Source organism: Micromonospora sp. WMMC415 (assembly GCF_009707425.1).
Taxonomy (GTDB): domain Bacteria; phylum Actinomycetota; class Actinomycetes; order Mycobacteriales; family Micromonosporaceae; genus Micromonospora.
Genome location: NZ_CP046104.1, coordinates 1,234,422 through 1,254,469, shown reverse-complemented (window position 1 = coordinate 1,254,469; position 20,048 = coordinate 1,234,422). Strand labels below are relative to the sequence as shown.

Below are 20,048 nucleotides of genomic sequence, written 5' to 3'. Positions count from 1 at the left end.
AGCGGGAGCTCCGCACCCGGCCACCCGACCGCCCGGTCACGCGGTGCGAGGGGTCGGGCGTGGAGAGTGCCTCCACGCCACCGGCCTCCACCGTAGTCCGGCTGCCTGAGAGTCCGCTGAATGTCGGCGGGACGTCGCCGTCAGGAGCGGGCGTAGACCTCGGGCTTGAGGACGCCGACGTAGGGCAACTCGCGGTAGCGCTCGCCGAAGTCGAGGCCGTAGCCGACGACGAACTCGGTCGGGATGTCGAAGCCGACGTACTTGACCGGGACCGGCACCTTCACCGCGTCCGGCTTGCGGAACAGGGCGACCACCTCGACGCTCGCCGCCGAGCGGGACTCCAGGTAGCGCAACAGCCAGGAGAGGGTCAGCCCGGAGTCGACGATGTCCTCCACCACGACCACGTGCCGGCCGGCGATGTCCCGGTCCAGGTCCTTGAGGATCCGCACCACCCCGGAGGAGGTGGTGCCCTGGCCGTACGAGGAGACGGCCATGAACTCCAGCTCGGCCGGCGGGCCCTGGCGGCCCAGCGCCCGGGCGAAGTCGGCCATGAACATCACCGCGCCCTTGAGGACACAGACGAGCAGCAGCCCGTCCTCGACGTCGGCGTAGTCCGCCGAGACCTGCTTGGCGAGTTCCGCGGTCTTCTCGCGGATCTGCGCCTCGGAGATGATCACGTGGTCGATGTCGGCGTCGTACCAGGAGCCGTCAGCCATGGCTCCTAGCCTGCCGTACGCCGGATGGCCCCCGTCGGCGGGGCCGCCCCTTTCGGGCACGGTCCCGCCCGGGATCTTTCCGACGAAGGCCCCCAGAACGCTCAGCAGGCACGGGACCGCCAGCGCCGGCCGCCGTCGGTCGGCTTCCAGTCAGCCGAGTCCCGGCTGTCGGCGGTGAGGCCGGCCGCCGAGGCGGAGGCGAGGAGGACAAGGAACAAAAGGAACAGCAGGAACTCCATGGCGGCGCTCACTTTCGCGAGGTTCGTGTCGGTTTCGCCGCCGGTGCGCACCGGACTGTCCCCATTTTCCGCCACACCCACCAACCGGGACAGTGGCAGGAATGCCATTGGCCCTCGATTTCCTGCCACCCCTGTGGTTACCCTCGTCACATGCTCCGCTCCGTCGCCGTCATCGCCCTCGACAACGTCGTCCCGTTCGAGCTCGGGGTGCTCGCCGAGGTCTTCGGTACCGACCGCACCGCCGACGGCTTCCCCGGTTACCGCTTCTCCGTCTGCACCGTCGACGGCAGGCCCGTCCGCACCTCGTCGGGCTTTCACCTCACCCCGCACGGCGACCTCACGGCGGTCGACGAGGCCGACCTGGTGGCCGTGCCGGCGCACACGCACGGCACCCCGGTGCCGCCGGCCGCGCTCGCCGCGCTGCGCCGGGCCGCCGGCCGGGGCGCGTACGTGCTGAGCGTCTGCTCCGGCGCCTTCGTGCTCGGCGAGGCGGGGCTCCTCGACGGCCGCGAATGCACGACCCACTGGAAGTACGCCGACGACCTGCAACGCCGCCACCCCGACGCGAAGGTGCAGTGCAACTCGCTCTACGTGCAGGACGGGCGGGTGCTCACCAGCGCCGGCACCGCCGCCGGCATCGACGCCTGCCTGCATCTCGTCCGCCAGGAACACGGGTCGGCGACGGCCACCCGGCTGGCCCGCCGGATGGTGGTCCCCCCGCACCGCGACGGCGGGCAGTCCCAGTACGTCGAGGCCCCGATCCCGAAGGCCCCCGAGGCGCCCACGCTGGAACCGGTGCTGGAGTGGCTGATGGGTCACCTGGACCGGCCGCTGACCGTGGACGACCTGGCCGCCCGGGCCGACATGGCCCCCCGGACGTTCGCCCGGCGGTTCCGGGCGGAGACCGGCACCACCCCGCACGACTGGCTCACCAACCAGCGGGTGCTGCTGGCCCGGCGGCTGCTGGAGGAGACCCGGCTCACCGTCGAGGAGGTCGCCGACCACGCCGGCTTCTCCGACGCCGCGGCACTGCGCCACCACTTCACCCGGCGGGTGGGCGCCACCCCGCAGGCGTACCGCACCACCTTCCGGGACCGCACCCCGGCCGGCTGACCCCACCGGCCCGGCCTCGGTGCCGGTCGGTCCGGGTGGCCTCAGAAGCCGACCAGCCCGCCGTCGACCCGGGACTCGGAGCCGGCGACGTACCCGCCGTCCGGGGATCGCCAGATCGCCTGCCCGTACCCGAAGACCGACGGCTCGGCCGGGACGGCGACCTCGTGGCCCCGGGCGTGCAACCCCGCGACCAGGCCGGGCTCCGCCGCCAGGCCCGGCTCGACGAGCAGCGACCGCCCGGCGTGCCAGTACCAGCGCGGCGCGTCCAGCGCCGCCTGCGGATCCAGCCCGCCGTCGAGGGTCGCCGACACGAGCTGCACGTGCCCCTGTGGCTGCATGTGCCCGCCCATCACCCCGAACGGGCCGACCGGCAGACCGTCGCGGGTCAGGAAGCCCGGGATGATCGTGTGGAACGGACGCTTCGCCGGCGCGACCACGTTCGGGTGGGCCGGGTCGAGGCGGAAGCCCAGACCCCGGTTCTGCAGCGCGAAGCCGTACCCGGGCAGCACCACGTGCGATCCGAACGCCAGGTAGGTGGACTGGATGAGGCTCACCATCATCCCGCCCGCGTCGGCGGTGCAGAGGTAGACCGTGCCGCCCCGCTCGGGGTCACCGGCCACCGGTTCCCCGGCCCGGTCGGTGACCAGCGCCCGCCGGGCGGCCGCGTACCCCGGGTCGAGCAGCGCCGCCGTGGGCACCGCCGCGCGGTCCGGGTCGGCGACGTGGGCGTGCGCGTCGGCGAAGCCGAGCTTGACCGCCTCGACCTGGCGGTGCACCCGCTCGGGCGGCGGCACGTCCGCGAGGTCCAGGCCGTCCAGGACGTGCAGGGCGAGCAGGGCGGCGAGGCCCTGCCCCGGCGGCGGCAGCTCCCAGACCTCGTGCCCCCGGTAACGGGTGTGCACCGGCTCCACCCAGGTCGAGCTGTGCCGGGCCAGGTCGTCGCCGGTGAGGAAGCCGCCGGTGCGGGCGGCGTGCGCGTCCAGCGCCGCGGCGACGGTGCCCCGGTAGAAGTCCTCCGCCCCGCTCGCGGCGATCCGCCGCAGCGTCCGCGCCGCGTCCGGGTTGCGCCACCACTCGCCCGGCCGGGGCGCCCGCCCGCTCGGCGCGAACACCCGCGCGAACTCGGCGTACTCCTCCCCCACCAGGCCGGCGTGCCCGGCGAGCGCCCGCTCCCAGGCCGCCGCCACCCCGGCGGAGACCGGGTGGCCGTGCTCGGCGTACCCGATCGCGTCGCTGAACAGCTCGGCGAACGGCAGCGACCCGAACCGGTCGTGGAGGTCCCGCCAGCCGGCCGGCGCGCCGGGCACCGTCACCGGCAGCCAACCCCGGGCCGGCATCGCCGGACCGCGTCCCTGCGCGCCGCCCAGCGCGGCCACCGGTTCCGCGCCCGCACCGCCGGTCGCGGCGAGGACCGCCTCGCGGGTCAGCGCCGCCGGGGACCGGCCGGCGCCGTTCAACCCGTGCAGCCGGTCGCCGTCCCACACGATCGCGAAGAGGTCGCCGCCGATGTCGTTGGACGGCGGCTGCACCACGGTCAGGGTGGTCGCGGTGGCCAGTGCGGCGTCGACGGCGTTGCCGCCGCGCCGCAACACGGCCAGGCCCGCCGCCGCGGCCAGCGGATGGCTCGTCGCCACCGCGCCCCGCGGGGCGAACAGGGGCCTCCGGGGGTACGCCATCCGCCATGTCTACCGCCTCCGGCGGCTCCCGGACACCCCACGCCCGCTCACCCGCTCCGGCCGCGCTCCGGCCGCGCTCCGGCCGGAAGTGACCCTCGCCGTCGCCTTTGCTCTGCTTCAACCCACGCAACACTTCCGGACACGAACTGGTGCGCCGGTTGAAGCAGAGCAAAGGGGCCGAGGGGAGAGGCGGTCGCTGGCAGGCAGGCTGGGTGGTGCCTGGTTCAGCGGGGACCGACGGCGGTCAGGCGGTGGTCGCGGCGGACCACCCGCAGCCCGCCCGGCAGGTACGCCGCCCCCTGCCCGCGCCAGCCCGTGACCAGGGCGTCCAGGGCGGCCACGTGCCGGTACGACAGCGCAGCCGGCGGCGCGCCCAACTCCCGGGCCCACGCGTGCAGCACCCGGCTGCGGACGGCGGGCGCGAGACCGGCGAGCCCGGGCACCGACAGCGCACCCCCCGGCTCCCGGACCGTGTCGAACGCACCGGCGGCCAGGTCGTCGAGCGCCTCGTTGTCGGCGGCGACCAGGCGGGCGGTGCGGGCCAGGTTGTCCAGCACCCCGGGCCCGAGGGCGCGGACCAGCGCCGGCAGCACGTCGGCCCGCACCCGGGCGCGGGCGTACGACGGGTCGGCGTTGTGCGGATCCTCCCAGGGGCTCAGCCCGAGCACCGCGCACGCCGTACGGGTCTGCTCCCGGCTCACCTCCAGCAGCGGGCGCAGCAGCGGAACGCCGTCCAGACTCCGCTGGGCCGGCATCCCGGCCAGCCCGCGCGGGCCGGCCCCACGGGCCAACGCGAGCAGGACCGTCTCCGCCTGGTCGTCCCGGGTGTGCCCGGTGAGCAGCGCCGCCGCGCGGTGCCGGGCGGCGACCTCGGCCAGCGCCTGGTAGCGGGCGTCGCGGGCGGCGGACTCCGGGCCACCGGGCCGCCCGGCCACCTCGACCCGGACCGACTCGACGGGGTCGAGGCCGGTCTCCCGGGCCCACGCCGCCACCGCCGCCGCCCGCTCCGCCGAACCCGCCTGGAGGCCGTGGTCGACCGTCACCAGCCCGGCGGTACGGCCCAGCCGCGGCGCAACGAAGGCGGTGGCGGCGGCCAGCGCGAGCGAGTCGGCACCCCCCGAGCAGGCCACCAGCACCGGCCCGGAACCGGGCAGGCCGGTCAGCGCGCGGCGGACGGCGACCCGGATCGCGGCGACCGGCGGTGCCAGCGCGGCCACGGGCGGACGGTCAGCCGGCGGCCGGCAGCGGGCCGGCCGGCCCGTGCACCCGGCCCACCCAGGCGTCCGGGTCGCCCAGTTCCTCCAGCCGGGGCAGGGTGAGCGGCGAGGCGAAGATTCGGTTGAAGCCCTCCATACCGACCCGGTCGACCACACCGTGCACGAACTTGCGGCCCTCGGCGTACTGACGCATCTTGACGTCGACACCGAGCAGGCGGCGGATCGCCTTCTCCAGCGGGTTGCCGGCCTCCCGGCGACGGTTGAACGAAGCCCGGATGCGCTCCACGCTCGGGATCACCTGCGGGCCGACACCGTCCATCACGAACTCGGCGTGCCCCTCCAGCAGCGTCATCAGCGCGGTCAGCCGGTCCAGCACGGCCTTCTGAGCCGGGGTCTGGACGAGGTCGAGCACGCTGGTGCGGCTCTCCGGGTCCTTCACCGCATCGGAGAGCGTGGCGACGCCCCGGCGCAGCCGCTCCAGCAGGTTGTCGCCGCCGGCCGAGGACGCGTCGACGAACGCCTGCACCTCGCTGAGGAAGTACGCCCGCATCCAGGGCACGGCCGTGAACTGCGTCCGGTGGGTGACCTCGTGCAGGCAGACCCAGAGCCGGAAGTCGCGGGGGTCGGCGCCCAGCTTCCGCTCGACCTCGACGATGTTCGGCGCGACCAGGAGCAGCTGACCCGGGTCGGCGGAGAACACCTCGTACTGGCCGAGGACCCGGCCGGACAGGTACGCCAGCACCGTCCCGGCCTGCACACCCGTGACGCGCGAGCCGACCGCCTCGGTCAGCGCGCCGGGCTGCTTGTCCTTGGTGAGCCGGCTGACCAGCGGGCCGATGACCTCGCGCAGCCCGGCGATGTTGGTCGCCGCCCAGTCGCGGCGGTCGACCACCCGCACCGGCGGGTGCGACACCTGCGACCGCAGCCCGGTGTAGTCGGCGACGTGCCCGGCCGCCTCGTCGGTCAACCGCCGCAGATCGCCGACCACCTCGGTGGCCTCCGCGTACGACACGCGTGGGCCCGACTTGCCCAGCGCCCCCGCCGTCGCGGCGGCCAGATCCCAGTCCACGAACTGCGCCATGGACCCACCGTACCCGCGCCGCCACAACCCGGCCCGGGCTCGACCGCCGCGCGGGGAGCACCCACCCTCCCGGCGACGCCCCGAGGGGGCCCGTTCACCAGGCCCGGTACGGCCGGTGGACAGGCCCCTAACGGCAGCCGCAGCCGGCGAGGGCGGCGGCGATGCGGTCGAGGGCGGCGCGGGGCCCCTCCTGCCCGTCCGGCGTCCGGTCGGTGAGCACGGCGAAGCCCAGCAGCCGGCCGTCGACGGTGGTCACCACGCCCGCGATCGCGTGCACCCCGCTCAGGGTTCCGGTCTTGGCGCGGACCACGCCGGCACCGGCCTTCGCCGCCGCGCCCGCGTACCGGTCGGCGAGCGTGCCGGACCAGGCGGCGACCGGCAGGCCGCCGAAGATCGCGGCCAGCTCGGGGCGGGTGCCGTTGCCGGCGAGGGTGATCAGGTCGGTGAGCAGCGACGGGCTGATCCGGTTGGTCCGGGACAGGCCGCTGCCGTCGGCGAGGGAGAGTTCGTCGGCCGGCAGGCCCAGCTCGGCGGCCACCGCGTCCATCGCCTTCGCCGCCCCCGCGAACGAGGCCGACTCGTTCCGGGCCAGGGCGACCTGGCGGGCCAGCGCCTCCGCGACGATGTTGTCGCTGTCACTGATCATGAGATCGACCAGTCGCACCATCGGCAGCGAGTGCACGACGCCCAGCTCGCTGCCCGGCGCGCCGGCCGTCGCGTCCGCCCCGGCCGTCGGCGCCTTGCCGCGCTTCACGGCGCCGGTCGGTATGCCCAGCAGCCGGGCGAAGGCGCGGCCGGCGGCGAGGTCCGGCTGGCTCACCCGCTCGGCGGCGTGGTCGCCGTTGTCGTGGTCCTTCTTCGCCCGCGGCACGTCGCTGCGCGCACCGTCGGTCATCAGCGCGGTGATCGACCCGCCGTAGCCGCCGGTCGGGATGTCGTCGTCCCAGCCGGGCTCGTGCACCGGGCCCGTGTAGAGCGACGAGTCGATGGTCAGCTTCGTGGGGCTGGTGCCGCCGAGGGCCTGCTTCACCTGCGCGGCCAGGTCGTCCAGCCGGGCCGCGCCGGGGTAGAAGCCGTTCTTGTCGACGGCGAGGGTCGGATCGCCGCCGCCGACGAGCACCACCTCGCCCGGGTTCGGGCCGGCGACCGCCCGGGTGGGGATCCGGTACCCGGGGCCGCGCGCGGCGAGCACGGTCACCCCGGTGACCAGCTTCGTCACCGACGCCGGCACCGTGCCGTCGTCCGCGCCCCGGCCGTAGAGCGACTCGCCGGTGGCGACGTCGGTCACCGACACGTTCACCCGATCGCCGAGCGCGGCGGCGCCGACCAGCGAGTCGATCTCGGCGCGTATCCCGGCGGCGGTGGGCAGCGGCGCGTTCGCGTCGGCGGCGGCCAGCACCGCCGCGGGCGCCGGCTCCGGCGTCTCCGTGGCGACCCGGTCGCCGGCCGGCTCGTCGCCCAGCCACTCCGCCACCGGACCCGGGCGGACCACGACGACGCCCACCAGGGCCAGGACGAGAACCAGCACCGTGGCCAGCACGGCCGGAAGGGTCCGGCGACGGCGCGCCGGGGGTACGGGGGCGGCCGGCGGGGACCCGGCGGACGGGCCGGCCGGCGGCCGGGCCGACCCCGACGGCGGCGGGCCGGCGGGCGGCCGGGAGGCGGCGGCCGCCCAGAGGTCGAGCGGCTCGGGCCGGGGCGCCGCGCCGGGCGGCACGGCCGCACGGCCGCTGCCGGGCGGCACGGCCGCGCGACCGCTGCCGGGCGACGGCCACGACCGTGCGGGGTCCGGCCCGCCGGGCGGCGGCCACGACGCCGGAGCCTCGTTACCGTGGGTGGGCCGGTCGGCGGCCGAGCCGTACATCCGACCGGGTGGTGGGGTACGCGACGGGTGGGCGTCGGGAACGTGGACCCGACCGGTGGCACCGCCCCGACCAGATCCGCCGGTCCCCCGTCCAGAGCTCTCCTCCGGGCGGTAGTGTGAATCTTCCCTCCCCACGACCCCCTCCTCCCGCTGCGAAAATCTGCTTGGGTGACACTACTTCGGTCCGAACACTATGCGGGGGCCGGAGCACCGGTCGGGGGTTTCGCCCTGTCCGGAGAGCGACGACGCCGCTGGTCCGTTGCCAGCGTGGGCAGACGAGGGAGCGTGCAGATGGATTTCGACGTCACGGTTGAGATCCCCAAGGGTCACCGCAACAAGTACGAGGTCGACCACGCGACCGGCCGGATCCGGCTGGACCGCACCCTCTTCACCTCCACGCAGTACCCGGCCGACTACGGCTTCATCGAGGGCACTCTCGGTGAGGACGGCGACCCGCTGGACGCGCTGGTGCTGGTCCCCGAGCCCACCTTCCCGGGCTGCCTCATCCGCTGCCGCACCATCGGCATGTTCCGGATGACCGACGAGAAGGGCGGCGACGACAAGGTCCTCTGCGTGCCCTACGAGGACCCGCGCCAGGAGCACCTGCGCGACATCCACCACCTGGGCGAGTTCGACCGGCTGGAGATCCAGCACTTCTTCGAGGTGTACAAGGACCTGGAGCCCGGCAAGTCCGTCGAGGGTGCGACCTGGGTCGGCCGCCAGGAGGCGGAGGCGGAGATCGCCGCCTCGTACCGGCGCGCCCAGGAGGCCGCCGAGCGCGGCGAGTCCACGCACTGAGGCGTCAGCAGACACCGACCGGCCCGGGGGCCGCTCAGCCGAGCAGCCCCCGGGCCTGTTCGTACAGGTCGAGCACCGCGCAGGCGACCGGGACGACGGAGACCACCAGGGCGGTGTCGGCGAGATCGGCGGTCCGGCCGACGTACGGGGAGACCGGCCGCCGCGCGTACGTGGTGCCCGCCGCGACCGCGACCAGGGCCAGCGCCAGTCCGCCGAGGGTCAGCGCGAGCAGGCCCCCGGGGCCCGACCGGTCGGCGAGCACGGTGCCGAGCACGGCGTAACCGGCGAGCCCGGCGACCACCGCCGGCACCCGGTGCCGGACGGCCACGAACAGCCGGGCCCGCAGCAGCAGCACGGTCGCGGCGACGCCGACCAGCACCCAACCGGCGACACCGCCGGTGAGCCCGAGCAGCACGGCGGCGAGGCCGGCCAGCACGGCGTGCCCGACGAGCATCCCGGTGAGCATCTCGTCAGTGCGGGCCACCGCCGCGTGGACCCGTTCGCGGTCCGGCAGGTCGCGCACCCGGTCGAGGCCGCCGCCCGGATCGCCGGTCGGCAGGGTGATCGGCGGCAGCGGCACCTTCCCGAGCCGGATCGCCAGCAGCGGTATCGCGCCGACCGCGAAGACGAGCACGCAGAGCAGGACCGCCGCGGCGCCGGCCGGGTCCAGCACCATCCCCCCGATCGCGGTGACCGCCCCGGCGAGCCCCACCACCGCGCCGGCGACGAAGACCCGGACCCGGGCCGCCACGCCGGCCAGGGCGAGCACCGAGACGAGCAGCAGCGCCGTCGCGCCGGCGAGCAGTTCGGGTACGCCGAGCCACCGCAGCCCCGGCACGACGCCGACCGGGTCCCCGCTGCTGACCGCGAGGGCGCCGGCCGCCGCGGCGTACGGCAGCGCGTACCCGCCGAGGGTGGCGCCGGCCGCACCGTCCGCGTACGCCCGCGCGGCCGCCGTGCCGGCGAGGGTGAGCAGTAGGGCCACCATGGCGGCGGCGGGCCAGCCGGCGGGGTGACCGGGACCGCCCGCGAGCACGGCGAGCAGGCCGACGGCCAGCGGCACCGCCGCGCCGGCCAGGGCGGCGACCCGGGTGGCAGCCGGGGACCAGGCGCCGCCACGCCGCCGCGCCCCGTCGGCGATCGCCTCGACGACGTCGTCGTACTCCAGTTCCGGCCACTGGGCGCGGGCCGGCACCAGGTGCAGCACCTCGCCGTCGCGGACGCCCTGGGGAAGCAGGGCCTGGGCGGTGGCGAGCGCCGCGCCGTCGCTGCGCCGCAGCACCCAGCCGCCGTGCCGCTCGCCGTCGTCGGCGAGCCCTTCGCCCGCGTGGCGCAGCACCTCGGGCAGCAGCTCGGCCAGCGGCACCTGCTCCGGCAGGGCCACGTCGAGCCGCCGCTGGGGAGCGTTGATGGTGACCCGGGCCAACCCGATAGTCATCGATGAGTCTCCATGTCGAGCGGGGTTGGTGGCTGCGCGGACGACAGGACTCTACCTACGATGAGCCAGGCTCGGGTTACCCAGCGCTGTCAGGAGATCGAGTGTCCACTGTCGTCATCAAGCGGCCACCCCGCCGCCCGGCACCGGAGATTCCGGTCGGTGAACTGCCGGTGGAGGCACCTCCGGAGATCCCGCCGGTCACCGGCGGGCGCTGGCAGCAGCTGCTCATGGTGCTGCCGATGCTGGGTGGCTCGGTGGCGATGGCGATGATGTTCGGCCGCGGCGGCGGCGCGTACTCGTACGTCGTCGGCGGGATGTTCGGGCTGTCGTCGCTGGCGATGCTGGTGACCTCCTGGGGCAGCGCCTCCGGCAGCCCGAAGAAGTCGGAGATGATGGCCGCCCGGCGGGAGTACCTGCGGCACCTCACCGGGCTGCGCCGGCGGGTACGGGAGACCGCCGGACGGCAGCGGGCCGGGCTCTACTACCGGCACCCGGATCCCGGCCGGCTCTGGTCGACAGTCGACAGCCACCGGGTCTGGGAGCGGCGGCCCACCGATCCCGACTTCGCGGTGGTACGCGTCGCCGTCGGTCCGCAGACCCTGGCCACCCCGCTGGTCCCCCCGGTCACCCGGCCGTTGGAGGAGCTGGAACCGATGACCGCCGGCGCGCTGCGCCGGTTCCTGGACGCGTACTCGGTCGTGCCCGACCTGCCGGTGGCCCTGTCGCTGCGCAGCTTCGCCCGGGTCCACGTCCGTGACACGGCCGCCGGGCCCGGCGGTTCGCCCGCCGCCGCCCAGGCGCTGGCCCGGGCGATGCTCACCCAGCTCGCCGTCTTCCACGCCCCCGACGAGCTGCTGGTCGCGGTGTGCGCGGCCCCCGAGCGGCGGCCCGCCTGGGAGTGGGTCAAGTGGCTACCGCACGCCCACCACCCCACCCGCACCGACGCGCTCGGCCCGGTCCGGCTGGTGACCAGCTCGGCCGTCGAGCTGGAGGGCCGGCTCGACGAGGTGCTGGGCAGCCGCTCCCGGTTCAGCCCGGCCGGCCCGGCCACCGACGGCCCCCACGTGGTCGTGGTGCTCGACGGCGGCGACCTGACCGGCGCGGCCGACCTGACCGGAGAGAGCGGCATCGACGCGGTCACGGTCATCGACCTGGACACGCCGCCCCCGCGCCTGCTGGACCGGTACGCCCTGCTGCTGGAGCTGCGGGCGGGCCGGCTGCACTCGCACTCCGCCGACGGGCACGCCGAGGTCGGCGTGGCCGACCGGCTCGACCTGACCGACGCCGAGGCGGTGGCCCGCCGGCTGGCACCGATGCGGCTGGCCACCGCCGTGCACGGCGGCGACGCGGCACCGGGTTCCGACCTCGGCCTGCTCGACCTGCTCGGCCTGGGCGACGCGGAGAGCTTCACCGCCGAGCAGGGCTGGGCGCCCCGCCCACCGCGCGACCGGCTGCGGGTGCCGATCGGGGTCGGCGCCGACGGCGGCACGGTGGAGCTGGACCTGAAGGAGTCGGCGCAGGACGGGATGGGCCCGCACGGGCTGCTCATCGGCGCCACCGGCTCGGGCAAGTCCGAGCTGCTCCGGACGCTGGTGCTCGGGCTGGCCGCCACGCACAGCTCGGAGCAGCTCAACTTCGTGCTGGTCGACTTCAAGGGCGGCGCCACCTTCGCCTCGTTCGACCGGCTGCCCCACACGGCGGCGGTCATCACCAACCTGGCCGACGCGCTGCCGCTGGTCGACCGGATGGTCGACGCGATCAACGGCGAGCTGGTCCGCCGGCAGGAGTTGCTGCGCCGCGCCGGCAACTTCGCCGGCGTACGCGACTACGAGCGGGCCCGGGCCGCCGGCACCCCGCTCGCCCCGCTGCCGTCGCTGCTGCTGGTCTGCGACGAGTTCTCCGAGCTGCTGTCGGCGAAGCCCGACTTCATCGACCTGTTCGTCCAGATCGGCCGGTTGGGCCGGTCCCTCGGCGTGCACCTGCTGCTGGCGTCGCAGCGGCTGGAGGAGGGCCGGCTGCGCGGGCTGGACACGCACCTGTCGTACCGGATCGGGTTGCGGACCTTCTCGGCGCTGGAGTCCCGGACGGTGCTCGGGGTGCCGGACGCGTACGAGCTGCCGCGCTCTCCCGGGCACGGGTACCTGCGTTCCGGCACCGACCCGCTGGTCCGCTTCAAGGCCGCGTACGTCTCCGGGGCGGTACGCCGACGCGGCGCGGCGCCGGGCGGGGACGCGGCCGAGGGGTCCCGCGTGCTCGCGTTCACCTCCCACCTCGTCCCGGTGCCGGAGCCGGTCGGTCCGCCCGCCCTGCCGGCGGCCGAGGAGCAGGGCGGCACGACCCTGCTGGAGCTGCTGGTCGGCCGCCTGGCCGGGCAGGGCCCGCCGGCGCACCAGGTCTGGCTCCCCCCGCTCGGCCCGGCGCCGGCGCTGGACGAGTTGGCCGGCCCGGCCACCGTCGATCCGGCACGCGGTCTCACCGTCGGCAATCCGGAGCTGCACGGCGCGCTCCAGGTGCCGGTGGCCGTCGTCGACCGGCCGTTCGAGCAGCGGCGGGACCTGCTGTGGCTCGCGCTCGACGGGGCGGCCGGGCACGTCGCCGTGGTGGGCGCGCCGCAGAGCGGCAAGTCGACGGCGCTGCGCACGCTGATCGCCGCGCTGGCGCTCACCCACACGCCCGCCGAGGTCCAGATCTACTGCCTCGACTTCGGCGGCGGGGGCCTGGCGGCGCTGCGGGAGCTGCCGCACGTCGGTGGGGTGGCCGGCCGTGCGGACCCGACGGCCGTCCGGCGCACGGTCGGCGAGGTCACCACCCTGCTGGCCGATCGGGAACGCCGCTTCGCCGACCTCGGGGTGGAGTCGATGGCGGCCTGGCGGCAGCGGCGCGCCGCCCTGGCCGGCACCGCCCAGCCGGCCGCCGATCCGTTCGGCGACGTGTTCCTCGTGGTGGACGGCTGGGCCACGCTGCGCGGCGAGTACGACGACCTGGAGCCGTCGATCACCGACCTCGCCACCCGCGGGCTGTCGTACGGGGTGCACGTGGTGGCGACCGCCGTCCGCTGGCTGGACTTCCGGCCGGTGATCCGGGACCTGTTCGGCTCCCGGCTGGAGCTGCGCCTCGGCGACCCGTCGGATTCGTTGATCGCCCGCCGCGCGGCGGCGAACGTGCCGGAGAAGACACCGGGCCGGGGCGTCACCGCCGAGGGCCTGCACTTCCTCACCGGCCTGCCGCAGCTCGCCACGGGCACGGACACCGCCGACCTGGTCAAGCGGGTCGCCGCCGCCTGGCGCGGCCCGGCCGCCCCGCCGGTCCGGCTGCTGCCGCCGGTGCTGCCGTACGCCGACCTGGACCTCGCCGCGACCACCGGGCTGCGGATCCCGGTCGGTGTCGCCGAGGCCGACCTGCGCCCGGTGGTGGTGGACTTCGCGGCCGAGCCGCACTTCGTGGTCTTCGGCGACGCGGAGTGCGGCAAGTCGTCGTTCCTGCGCGCGCTGGCCACCTCGATCATGGCCCGTTTCACCCCGGAGCAGGCCCGGGTGATCCTGGTCGACTACCGGCGCAGCCTGTTCGACCTGACCGAGGCGGTGCACGTCATCGGCTACGGCACCGCCGCCGCCCACACCACCGAGCTGCTGGAGTCGGCCGCGGGCTATCTCCAGGCCCGGGCGCCGGGGCCGGAGGTCACGCCGGCCCAGTTGCGGGAGCGGTCCTGGTGGTCCGGTCCCGAGCTGTTCGTGCTGGTCGACGACTACGACCTGGTCGCCAGCGGCCCGGCGAACCCGCTGCGGGCCCTGGAGGAGCACCTGCCGCACGCGCGGGACGTGGGCCTGCACCTGGTCCTCGCCCGCCGGACGGGCGGTGCCGGTCGGGCACAGTACGAGCCGGTGGCGCAACGGCTGCGGGAGCTGTCCACGGCCGGGCTGGTGATGGCGGGCAGCCCGGAGGAGGGTGCGCTCGTCGGCCCGGTGCGGCCCGGACCGCTGCCGCCGGGACGGGGGCGGCTGGTCACCCGACGGGAGGGCGTACGCCTGGTCCAGTTGGCGCATCTGCCGCCGCCGTGACTGGTGTCCCCGGAACGCCCCGAAGGGCGGGCGGGAACCGGTAATCTCCCATCGTCATGTTTGCGTCGAGGTGAATGGCCGAGGATGTGACCAGGGTGCGGCGGAGCGGTGCCGCTCGACGTGCTGCCGGCCGGGCGTTGCTCGGAGTGGCGGCCGTTGCCGTGTCCGTCGGCCTGCCGTCCGCACCGGCGGCGGCCACCGCCGGCCCCGGCCTGCAGCGGGTCGCCGCGCAGGTCACCGCACCCGGCGCGTACGTCGACCCGGTCGTGTCGGGCGCCGCCGCCGGCCCGCTCGCCGCCCCGCCGGTGGGCCGGGCCCCCGACGCGAAGGGACGCACCGACCCGGTCCGCGACGAGCAGTGGCAGATCGACGCGTTGCGGGCCACGACCGCCTGGCGCACCTCCACCGGGTCCGGCGTCATCGTCGCGGTGATCGACTCCGGAGTGGACGCCTCGCATCCGGACCTTGCCGGCCAGGTCCTGCCGGGCCTGGACCTGGTCGACCCGCAGGGCGCCGGTGACCCGGATCCGGTGGGTCACGGCACCACCGTGGCCGGCCTGATCGCCGGCCGCAACGACGACAGCCGCGGTGTGGTGGGCCTGGCGCCCGAGGCGCGGATCCTGCCGGTGCGGGTCCTCGACGCCAAGAACCGCTACGACGACGCCATGGTCGTCGCGAAGGGTGTGCGTTGGGCCGTCGACAACGGCGCTCGGGTGATCAACCTGTCGCTCGGCGGCAGCAGCGACAGCGCGGCCCTGGCCGCCGCGCTGGACTACGCCTTCGCCCGCGATGTGGTGGTCGTGGCCTGCACCGGCAACGTGGCGACCTCGACCAACAGCAAGGTGTGGTACCCGGCGCGCGAGCCGGGCGTGCTCGCGGTGTCCGGGCTCGACCGGGACAGCGAGAACCTCTGGTCCGGTGCGATCACCGGCCGCCAGACGGTGCTCACCGCGCCCGCCACCGGCCTGGTCGGTGCCCGTTCCCCCGGCGGCTACTGGCGGGTGCAGGGCACGAGCTTCGCCGCGCCCCTGGTGGCGGCCACCGCCGCGCTGGTCCGGGCCCGCTATCCGCAGATGTCCGCCGGTGACGTGGTCAACCGGCTGCTGGCCACCGCCCGCGACATCGGGCCGACCGGCCGGGACGAGCGTTTCGGGTACGGGCTGGTGGATCCGGTCGCCGCGCTGACCGCCGACGTGCCGGCGATCGGGCGCAACCCGCTCGACGACCAGTCGTCGCCCGGCGTGGTCGGCTTCGGTCCGGCACCCGGGACGGCCGACGCGGCGGCGAGCGGCGGCGAGGTGGGCATCGACGCGTCCCGGCAGCAGACCCGCTGGTCGGCCCAAGCGGCCGGCTCCCAGCACGACTCCACCCCCGAGCGGCTGTGGACCGGGCTGGCGATCTCAGTCGCGCTGCTCACCGGGACCGCGCTGGTGGTGCGCCGGCTCCGCCAGTGGGGCCGCTGACCGTTCGCCGGATCCGACCGACGCCGGTCTGACCGGGTCACTTCCGGGTAGAACGGACGGCATGACTCCGTCCGGCCCCCGTACGCTCCACCGGCCGTCCCGCCTGTCGTGGCGTGAGCGACGGCTGCACCCGGACCACGCCCGGGGCCTGCGGCTGACCCTCGCCGTGGCGGCCGCGTTCCTGGTGCTGGTGCCGTTCACGCTGCTCGCCCTGCTGGTGCTGTCGTCCTGGTCACCGCTGCGCCGGCTGGACCGGGCGGTGACCGAGGCGCTCGTCGGCTACGGCCTGGACCACCCCGACTGGGCCCGGGCGATGAACGTCTGGACCGACGCCTTCGGTCCGATGCCGCTGCGGGTGGGCGCGCTGGTGCTGGTGCTCTGGTTGCTCCGGCACGGCCTCCGGCAGTTGGCGCTCTGGGTCGCCACCACCATGACGGTCGGCGGGCTGCTGGGACCGCTGCTCAAGCTGCTCGTCGGGCGGCCCCGGCCGGACCTTCCGGAACCCTTGGCGCAGGCGGTCGGGCTGGCGTTCCCGTCCGGGCACGCGCTGAACGCCGCGCTGGCCGCCGGGGTGCTGCTGGTGGTCTTCCTACCGGCGGGCCGGCCCGGCGGGCGGTACGCGGTGTGCGCCGCCGCGCTGGTACTCGCCGGGGTGACCGGGTTCAGCCGGGTGGCGCTCGGGGTGCACTGGGTCAGTGACGTGGTGGCCGGCTGGCTGCTGGGCGCCGCCGTGGTGGCCGCGACCGCCGCCGCCTTCACCGTCTGGCGGGACGTCCCGCCGGCCGCCGGGCCGGCTGTCGCGCGGCCGGAGCCGCCGGCACGCTGACCGGGCTGCCCCGCCGCAGGCCGGTGCGGATCCGCGCGACCGCCCCCAGCTACGTGCACTCGCCGGTGGCGACGCCACGGGTGCGCTCGGCGCCGGCCAGGGCGACCGGCCGGGCCTCGGCGGCGGTCACCGCGAAGCCGGTGTTCGGGTCGTCGGCCGCCGCCGCGAAAATCACCCCGAGCACCAGGCCGTTCGAGGAGACCAGTGGGCCGCCCGAGTTGCCGCTCTGCACCAGCGCCCGGATCGTGTAGATCTCCCGGGTCACGTTGCCGCCGGAGTAGATGTCCGGGCCGGTGATGTCGTCGACGTCCCGGATCCGGGCGGACTGCGCGTTGTACGGGCCGTCGAGCGGGAAGCCCAGCACGATCGCGTCCGCGCCGCTGCCCGCGTTGCCGGCGGCGAAGCGCATGGACGGGCCGGGCAGGCCGGGGGCGTACAGCACAGCCAGGTCCCGGTCCGGGTCGTACACGACCACCCGGGCGTCGTACCGGTCGCCGTTGAGTTCCACGACCGTGGAGCGGGTGCCGGCGACGACGTGCGCGTTGGTCATCACCCGGTCGTCGGCGTACACGAAGCCGGAGCCCTCGATCCGGCGGGAGCAACTCGGCGCGGAGCCGAGGACCTTGACCACCGACCGCTGGCTGTTCGCCACCACCTGGGAGCCGGCGAGCGCCGGGTCGGGCGGGGCGACCTGCCGGGCGCGGGTCGGGGCCAGGTCGCCGAACACGTCGGGGAATCCGTTGGTGTCGACCGTGTCCCGCAGCGCGGTCGACAGCTCCTGCGCCTGGTCGGGCAGCACCCGGTCCACCACGGTGAGCAGCGCGCTGTTGCGGATCGAGGCGGCCAGCCACGGCAGCGACGACGAACCCAGCGGCACCGCGACCAGCCAGGCGACGAGGAGGACGGCGAACAGCGAGACGAACGCGCCGCCGATGTCATCGGCCTGCCGGCCGACGTCGCTGGTGATCGTGCGGCGCAGGTGGGACCCGAGCCAGCCGGCGAGGGCCTGGCCCACCACCGCCAGCCCGAACACCGCGACCAGGGAGATCAGAACCCGGGTGCCGCTGTCAACGAACTGTTGCGCGAGCAACGGCCCGATCTGGAGCCCGACCAGCGCGCCGAGGAAGAAGCCGGAGAACGACAGCACCCCGATGACGAAGCCCTGGCGATATCCGCTGATCGCGAACACGAGCATGAGCAGCAGCAGTACGAGATCCACGGCGGACACGCCGTCAAGCGTACGGGCACCGGACCCGTGGAATGACCATCGCTGGCGGAAGGTGACTGTCAAGTCAGCGCAGGGCGGTCTCGTCCACCTCGTCGGTGCCGGCCGACGGCGCCGGGCTGGCCCCCGTCGGCGGGAGTTCCAGCACGCGTCCCCGGTGCCACGGGCGGGCCCAGCCGCCCATCTCCAGCAGCGCCGACAGCACACCGGCGGTGAAGCCCCAGACCAGCATCCCGCGCACCGAGAACGCCGGGCCGACCCAGCCGCTCGGGTGGCGTACGCGCATCCGGTTCTCCGGGTCCACCAGTTCGGCGACCGGCAGCCGGGCGACGTGGGCGACCTCGGCCGGCTCCCGGGGGTGCACCGGATGCGGGGCGTGCCACCAGGCGAGCACCGGGGTCACCACGAAGTCGCTCACCGGGATCCAGAGTTTCGGCAGCTCGGCGAGGACGGTGACGCTGGCCGGGTCGAGGCCGACCTCCTCGTTGGCCTCGCGGAGTGCCGTCGCGGACGCGTCCGCGTCCTCCGGATCGGCCGCCCCGCCGGGGAAGGCCGGCTGGCCGGCGTGGTTGCGCAGGGTGGCGGCCCGCTGGAGGACCAGCACGTCCGGGCCGACGCCGGGCGCCTCGCCGAGCAGCACCAGCACGGCGCTCTCCCGCCCACCCTGCTCGGGGGTCACGAGCCGGGTGAAGTCCTCGGTGCGCGCGCTGCCGAGCCGCGTCAGCAGCGGGTCGAGCCAGGGCGGCGGTTGACGGCTCACGCGGGCACCGCCTCACTCGCCGGCGCGGCGGACGCCGCCGCCCACGCCGACGCGGCCCCGCACCCGGGCCCTGAGCCGCTCATTGGTGCACCCTTGTCTCACTCGAGCTGATGTTGGTTCGAGTGCACCGGTGACCGTCGGGCCATCGCCCAGCTCGCTCGATCTTTGAGGTCCAGCGTGAGTTCTGCGAGGCCCGGCGGCCCGGGACACCCCGACTGGCAACAGGGCTATGCGCCGTCGAGCGCCGCTCAATGAGCGACCGGCAGTGGTGTCCCGGAACCGCCAGGTGCTTCCCCACTGGTAGCGCAGCGGAGAGGCAACCATGAGTGTGACCGACAGTGCCGCGTCGGCGCGAGGGAACTCGGCCGGGGTGGACTGGGCCAAGGACGACTACGCCGTCTGCGTCATCGACGCCGACGGTGAGCCGTTGGAGCGGCTGACGCTGACATACACCAAGACCGGCCTGAGACGGCTGATCGACCTGCTCGACCGGCATCGGGTGGACGCGGTCGGCATCGAACGCCCGGACGGCCCGATCGTCGATGCGCTGCTGGCCGCCGACACGACCGTATACGTGATCCCACCCTCGCAGGTCAAAGCACTGCGCCGACGGTACGGCTCGGCCGGGAACAAGGACGACCGGTTCGACGCCTACGTCCTGGCCGACACGGTACGCACCGACCGGCGACGGCTGACCCCGCTCGTGCTGGACAGCCCACCGACCACCGCGCTGCGCAAGCTGTGCCGCGCCCGCAAAGACCTCATCGCCCACCGCATCGCGGTCGCCAACCAGCTGCGCGCTCACCTGGCCACGGCCCTGCCGGGCACCGTCGAGCTGTTCAACGACATCGACTCGCCGATCAGCCGGCAGTTCCTGACCCGGTTCACCACCCAGGACGCCCTGGACCGGCTGTCGCCCACACGCCTGGCCGGCTGGCTCAAGAGCGTGAGCTACAGCGGCCGCACCGACCCAGCCGTGCTGCACGCCCGCATCACCGCCGCGCCTCGCGGCGCCACCGGCGACTACGGACAGACCCTGGCCGGTATCACCCGCGCCTACCTCGCCACCCTGGCCGCGATCGTGGCCCAGATCGACACCCTCAACCAGCAGATCACCGACACCCTCGACCGGCACCCCGACCGGGACATCTTCACCAGCCTGCCCCGCTCCGGCACCGTCCGCGCCGCCCGGCTGCTCGCCGAAATCGGCGACGCCCGCGGCCGATTCCCCACCCCAGCATCCCTGGCCTGCCTCGCCGGCGTCGCCCCGTCGACCCGCGAATCCGGCAAGGTCCGCATCGTCGCCTTCCGCTGGGCCGTGGACAAACAACTCCGCGACGCCGTCTGCGACTTCGCTGGCGACAGCCGCCACGCCAACCCCTGGGCAGCCAACCTCTACCAACGAGCCCGCGCCCGCGGCCACGACCACCCCCACGCCGTCCGCATCCTCGCCCGCGCCTGGCTCGACATCATCTGGAAGTGCTGGACCACCAACACCCCCTACAACCCCGACCGGCACCGAGCCCTCCAACACTTGCTCAGCCAAGATCAACCGGCGATGGCTTGACACAGGG

At 75.2% G+C, this 20,048-nt stretch carries 15 protein-coding genes; 6 read left to right on the top strand and 9 right to left on the bottom strand.

From position 1 onward, the window contains the following. Positions 1-140 precede the first annotated feature (140 nt). Positions 141-716 carry a hypoxanthine phosphoribosyltransferase gene (gene hpt / locus GKC29_RS06170; RefSeq protein WP_155329894.1) on the bottom strand — a complete coding sequence of 192 codons (576 nt, stop codon included), beginning with the start codon at positions 714-716 and terminating at the stop codon, positions 141-143. Positions 717-817: 101 nt separating this feature from the next. Next, the gene (locus GKC29_RS06165; protein ID WP_155329893.1) at positions 818-1,063 is read right to left on the bottom strand and encodes a hypothetical protein; all 246 of its coding nucleotides are present in this window, start codon (positions 1,061-1,063) and stop codon (positions 818-820) included. A gap of 42 nt (positions 1,064-1,105) precedes the next feature. Here GKC29_RS06165 and GKC29_RS06160 point away from each other — a divergent pair, with 42 nt between their 5' ends. Beyond that, the gene (locus GKC29_RS06160; protein WP_155329892.1) at positions 1,106-2,068 is read left to right on the top strand and encodes a GlxA family transcriptional regulator; all 963 of its coding nucleotides are present in this window, start codon (positions 1,106-1,108) and stop codon (positions 2,066-2,068) included. Between the two features lie 41 nt (positions 2,069-2,109). Here GKC29_RS06160 and GKC29_RS06155 read toward each other — a convergent pair whose 3' ends face one another. The 4 genes from GKC29_RS06155 to dacB form a co-directional block, all read right to left on the bottom strand. Beyond that, positions 2,110-3,744 carry a gamma-glutamyltransferase family protein gene (locus GKC29_RS06155; protein WP_155329891.1) on the bottom strand — a complete coding sequence of 545 codons (1,635 nt, stop codon included), beginning with the start codon at positions 3,742-3,744 and terminating at the stop codon, positions 2,110-2,112. A gap of 224 nt (positions 3,745-3,968) precedes the next feature. After that, a complete protein-coding gene (gene tilS / locus GKC29_RS06150) occupies positions 3,969-4,961 on the bottom strand; it encodes a tRNA lysidine(34) synthetase TilS (RefSeq protein ID WP_155329890.1) in 993 nt (330 codons plus the stop codon). A 10-nt stretch (positions 4,962-4,971) separates the two neighbouring features. Next, complete coding sequence (locus tag GKC29_RS06145; RefSeq protein WP_155329889.1) at positions 4,972-6,042, bottom strand: zinc-dependent metalloprotease; 1,071 nt, start codon at positions 6,040-6,042, stop codon at positions 4,972-4,974. 127 nt (positions 6,043-6,169) lie between these two features. Beyond that, positions 6,170-7,582, bottom strand: a complete 1,413-nt coding sequence (gene dacB, locus GKC29_RS06140) for a D-alanyl-D-alanine carboxypeptidase/D-alanyl-D-alanine-endopeptidase (RefSeq protein WP_230688938.1) — start codon at positions 7,580-7,582, stop codon at positions 6,170-6,172. Positions 7,583-8,197: 615 nt separating this feature from the next. Here dacB and GKC29_RS06135 point away from each other — a divergent pair. Continuing rightward, positions 8,198-8,704, top strand: a complete 507-nt coding sequence (locus GKC29_RS06135) for an inorganic diphosphatase (protein ID WP_155329887.1) — start codon at positions 8,198-8,200, stop codon at positions 8,702-8,704. A 34-nt stretch (positions 8,705-8,738) separates the two neighbouring features. Here the strand turns inward: GKC29_RS06135 and eccD are convergent, their stop codons facing one another. Further along, a complete protein-coding gene (gene eccD / locus GKC29_RS06130; RefSeq protein WP_155329886.1) occupies positions 8,739-10,142 on the bottom strand; it encodes a type VII secretion integral membrane protein EccD in 1,404 nt (467 codons plus the stop codon). 101 nt (positions 10,143-10,243) lie between these two features. On the opposite strand from eccD, the gene eccCa reads away from it, so the two are divergent. The 3 genes from eccCa (at position 10,244) to GKC29_RS06115 (ending at position 16,489) form a co-directional block, all read left to right on the top strand. Then, complete coding sequence (gene eccCa / locus GKC29_RS06125; RefSeq protein WP_155329885.1) at positions 10,244-14,200, top strand: type VII secretion protein EccCa; 3,957 nt, start codon at positions 10,244-10,246, stop codon at positions 14,198-14,200. A 74-nt stretch (positions 14,201-14,274) separates the two neighbouring features. Continuing rightward, positions 14,275-15,663, top strand: coding sequence for a type VII secretion-associated serine protease mycosin (mycP, locus tag GKC29_RS06120; protein ID WP_155329884.1), 1,389 nt, complete (start codon positions 14,275-14,277; stop codon positions 15,661-15,663). Between the two features lie 61 nt (positions 15,664-15,724). Continuing rightward, on the top strand, positions 15,725-16,489 hold the full coding sequence (locus GKC29_RS06115) for a phosphatase PAP2 family protein (RefSeq protein ID WP_155329883.1): 765 nt from the start codon (positions 15,725-15,727) through the stop codon (positions 16,487-16,489). A gap of 49 nt (positions 16,490-16,538) precedes the next feature. Here the strand turns inward: GKC29_RS06115 and GKC29_RS06110 are convergent, their stop codons facing one another. Together GKC29_RS06110 and GKC29_RS06105 are read right to left on the bottom strand one after the other, a co-directional pair. Beyond that, entirely contained in the window at positions 16,539-17,717 is a 1,179-nt protein-coding gene (locus GKC29_RS06110; RefSeq protein WP_155329882.1) for a MarP family serine protease, read from the bottom strand. A 64-nt stretch (positions 17,718-17,781) separates the two neighbouring features. After that, positions 17,782-18,474 (bottom strand): CoA pyrophosphatase, encoded by a 693-nt coding sequence (locus GKC29_RS06105; RefSeq protein ID WP_155329881.1) that lies wholly within the window; start codon positions 18,472-18,474, stop codon positions 17,782-17,784. A gap of 322 nt (positions 18,475-18,796) precedes the next feature. Between GKC29_RS06105 and GKC29_RS06100 the strand changes: the two genes are divergently transcribed. Continuing rightward, the gene (locus GKC29_RS06100) at positions 18,797-20,041 is read left to right on the top strand and encodes an IS110 family transposase (protein ID WP_155329394.1); all 1,245 of its coding nucleotides are present in this window, start codon (positions 18,797-18,799) and stop codon (positions 20,039-20,041) included. The last annotated feature ends 7 nt before the right edge of the window (positions 20,042-20,048 follow it).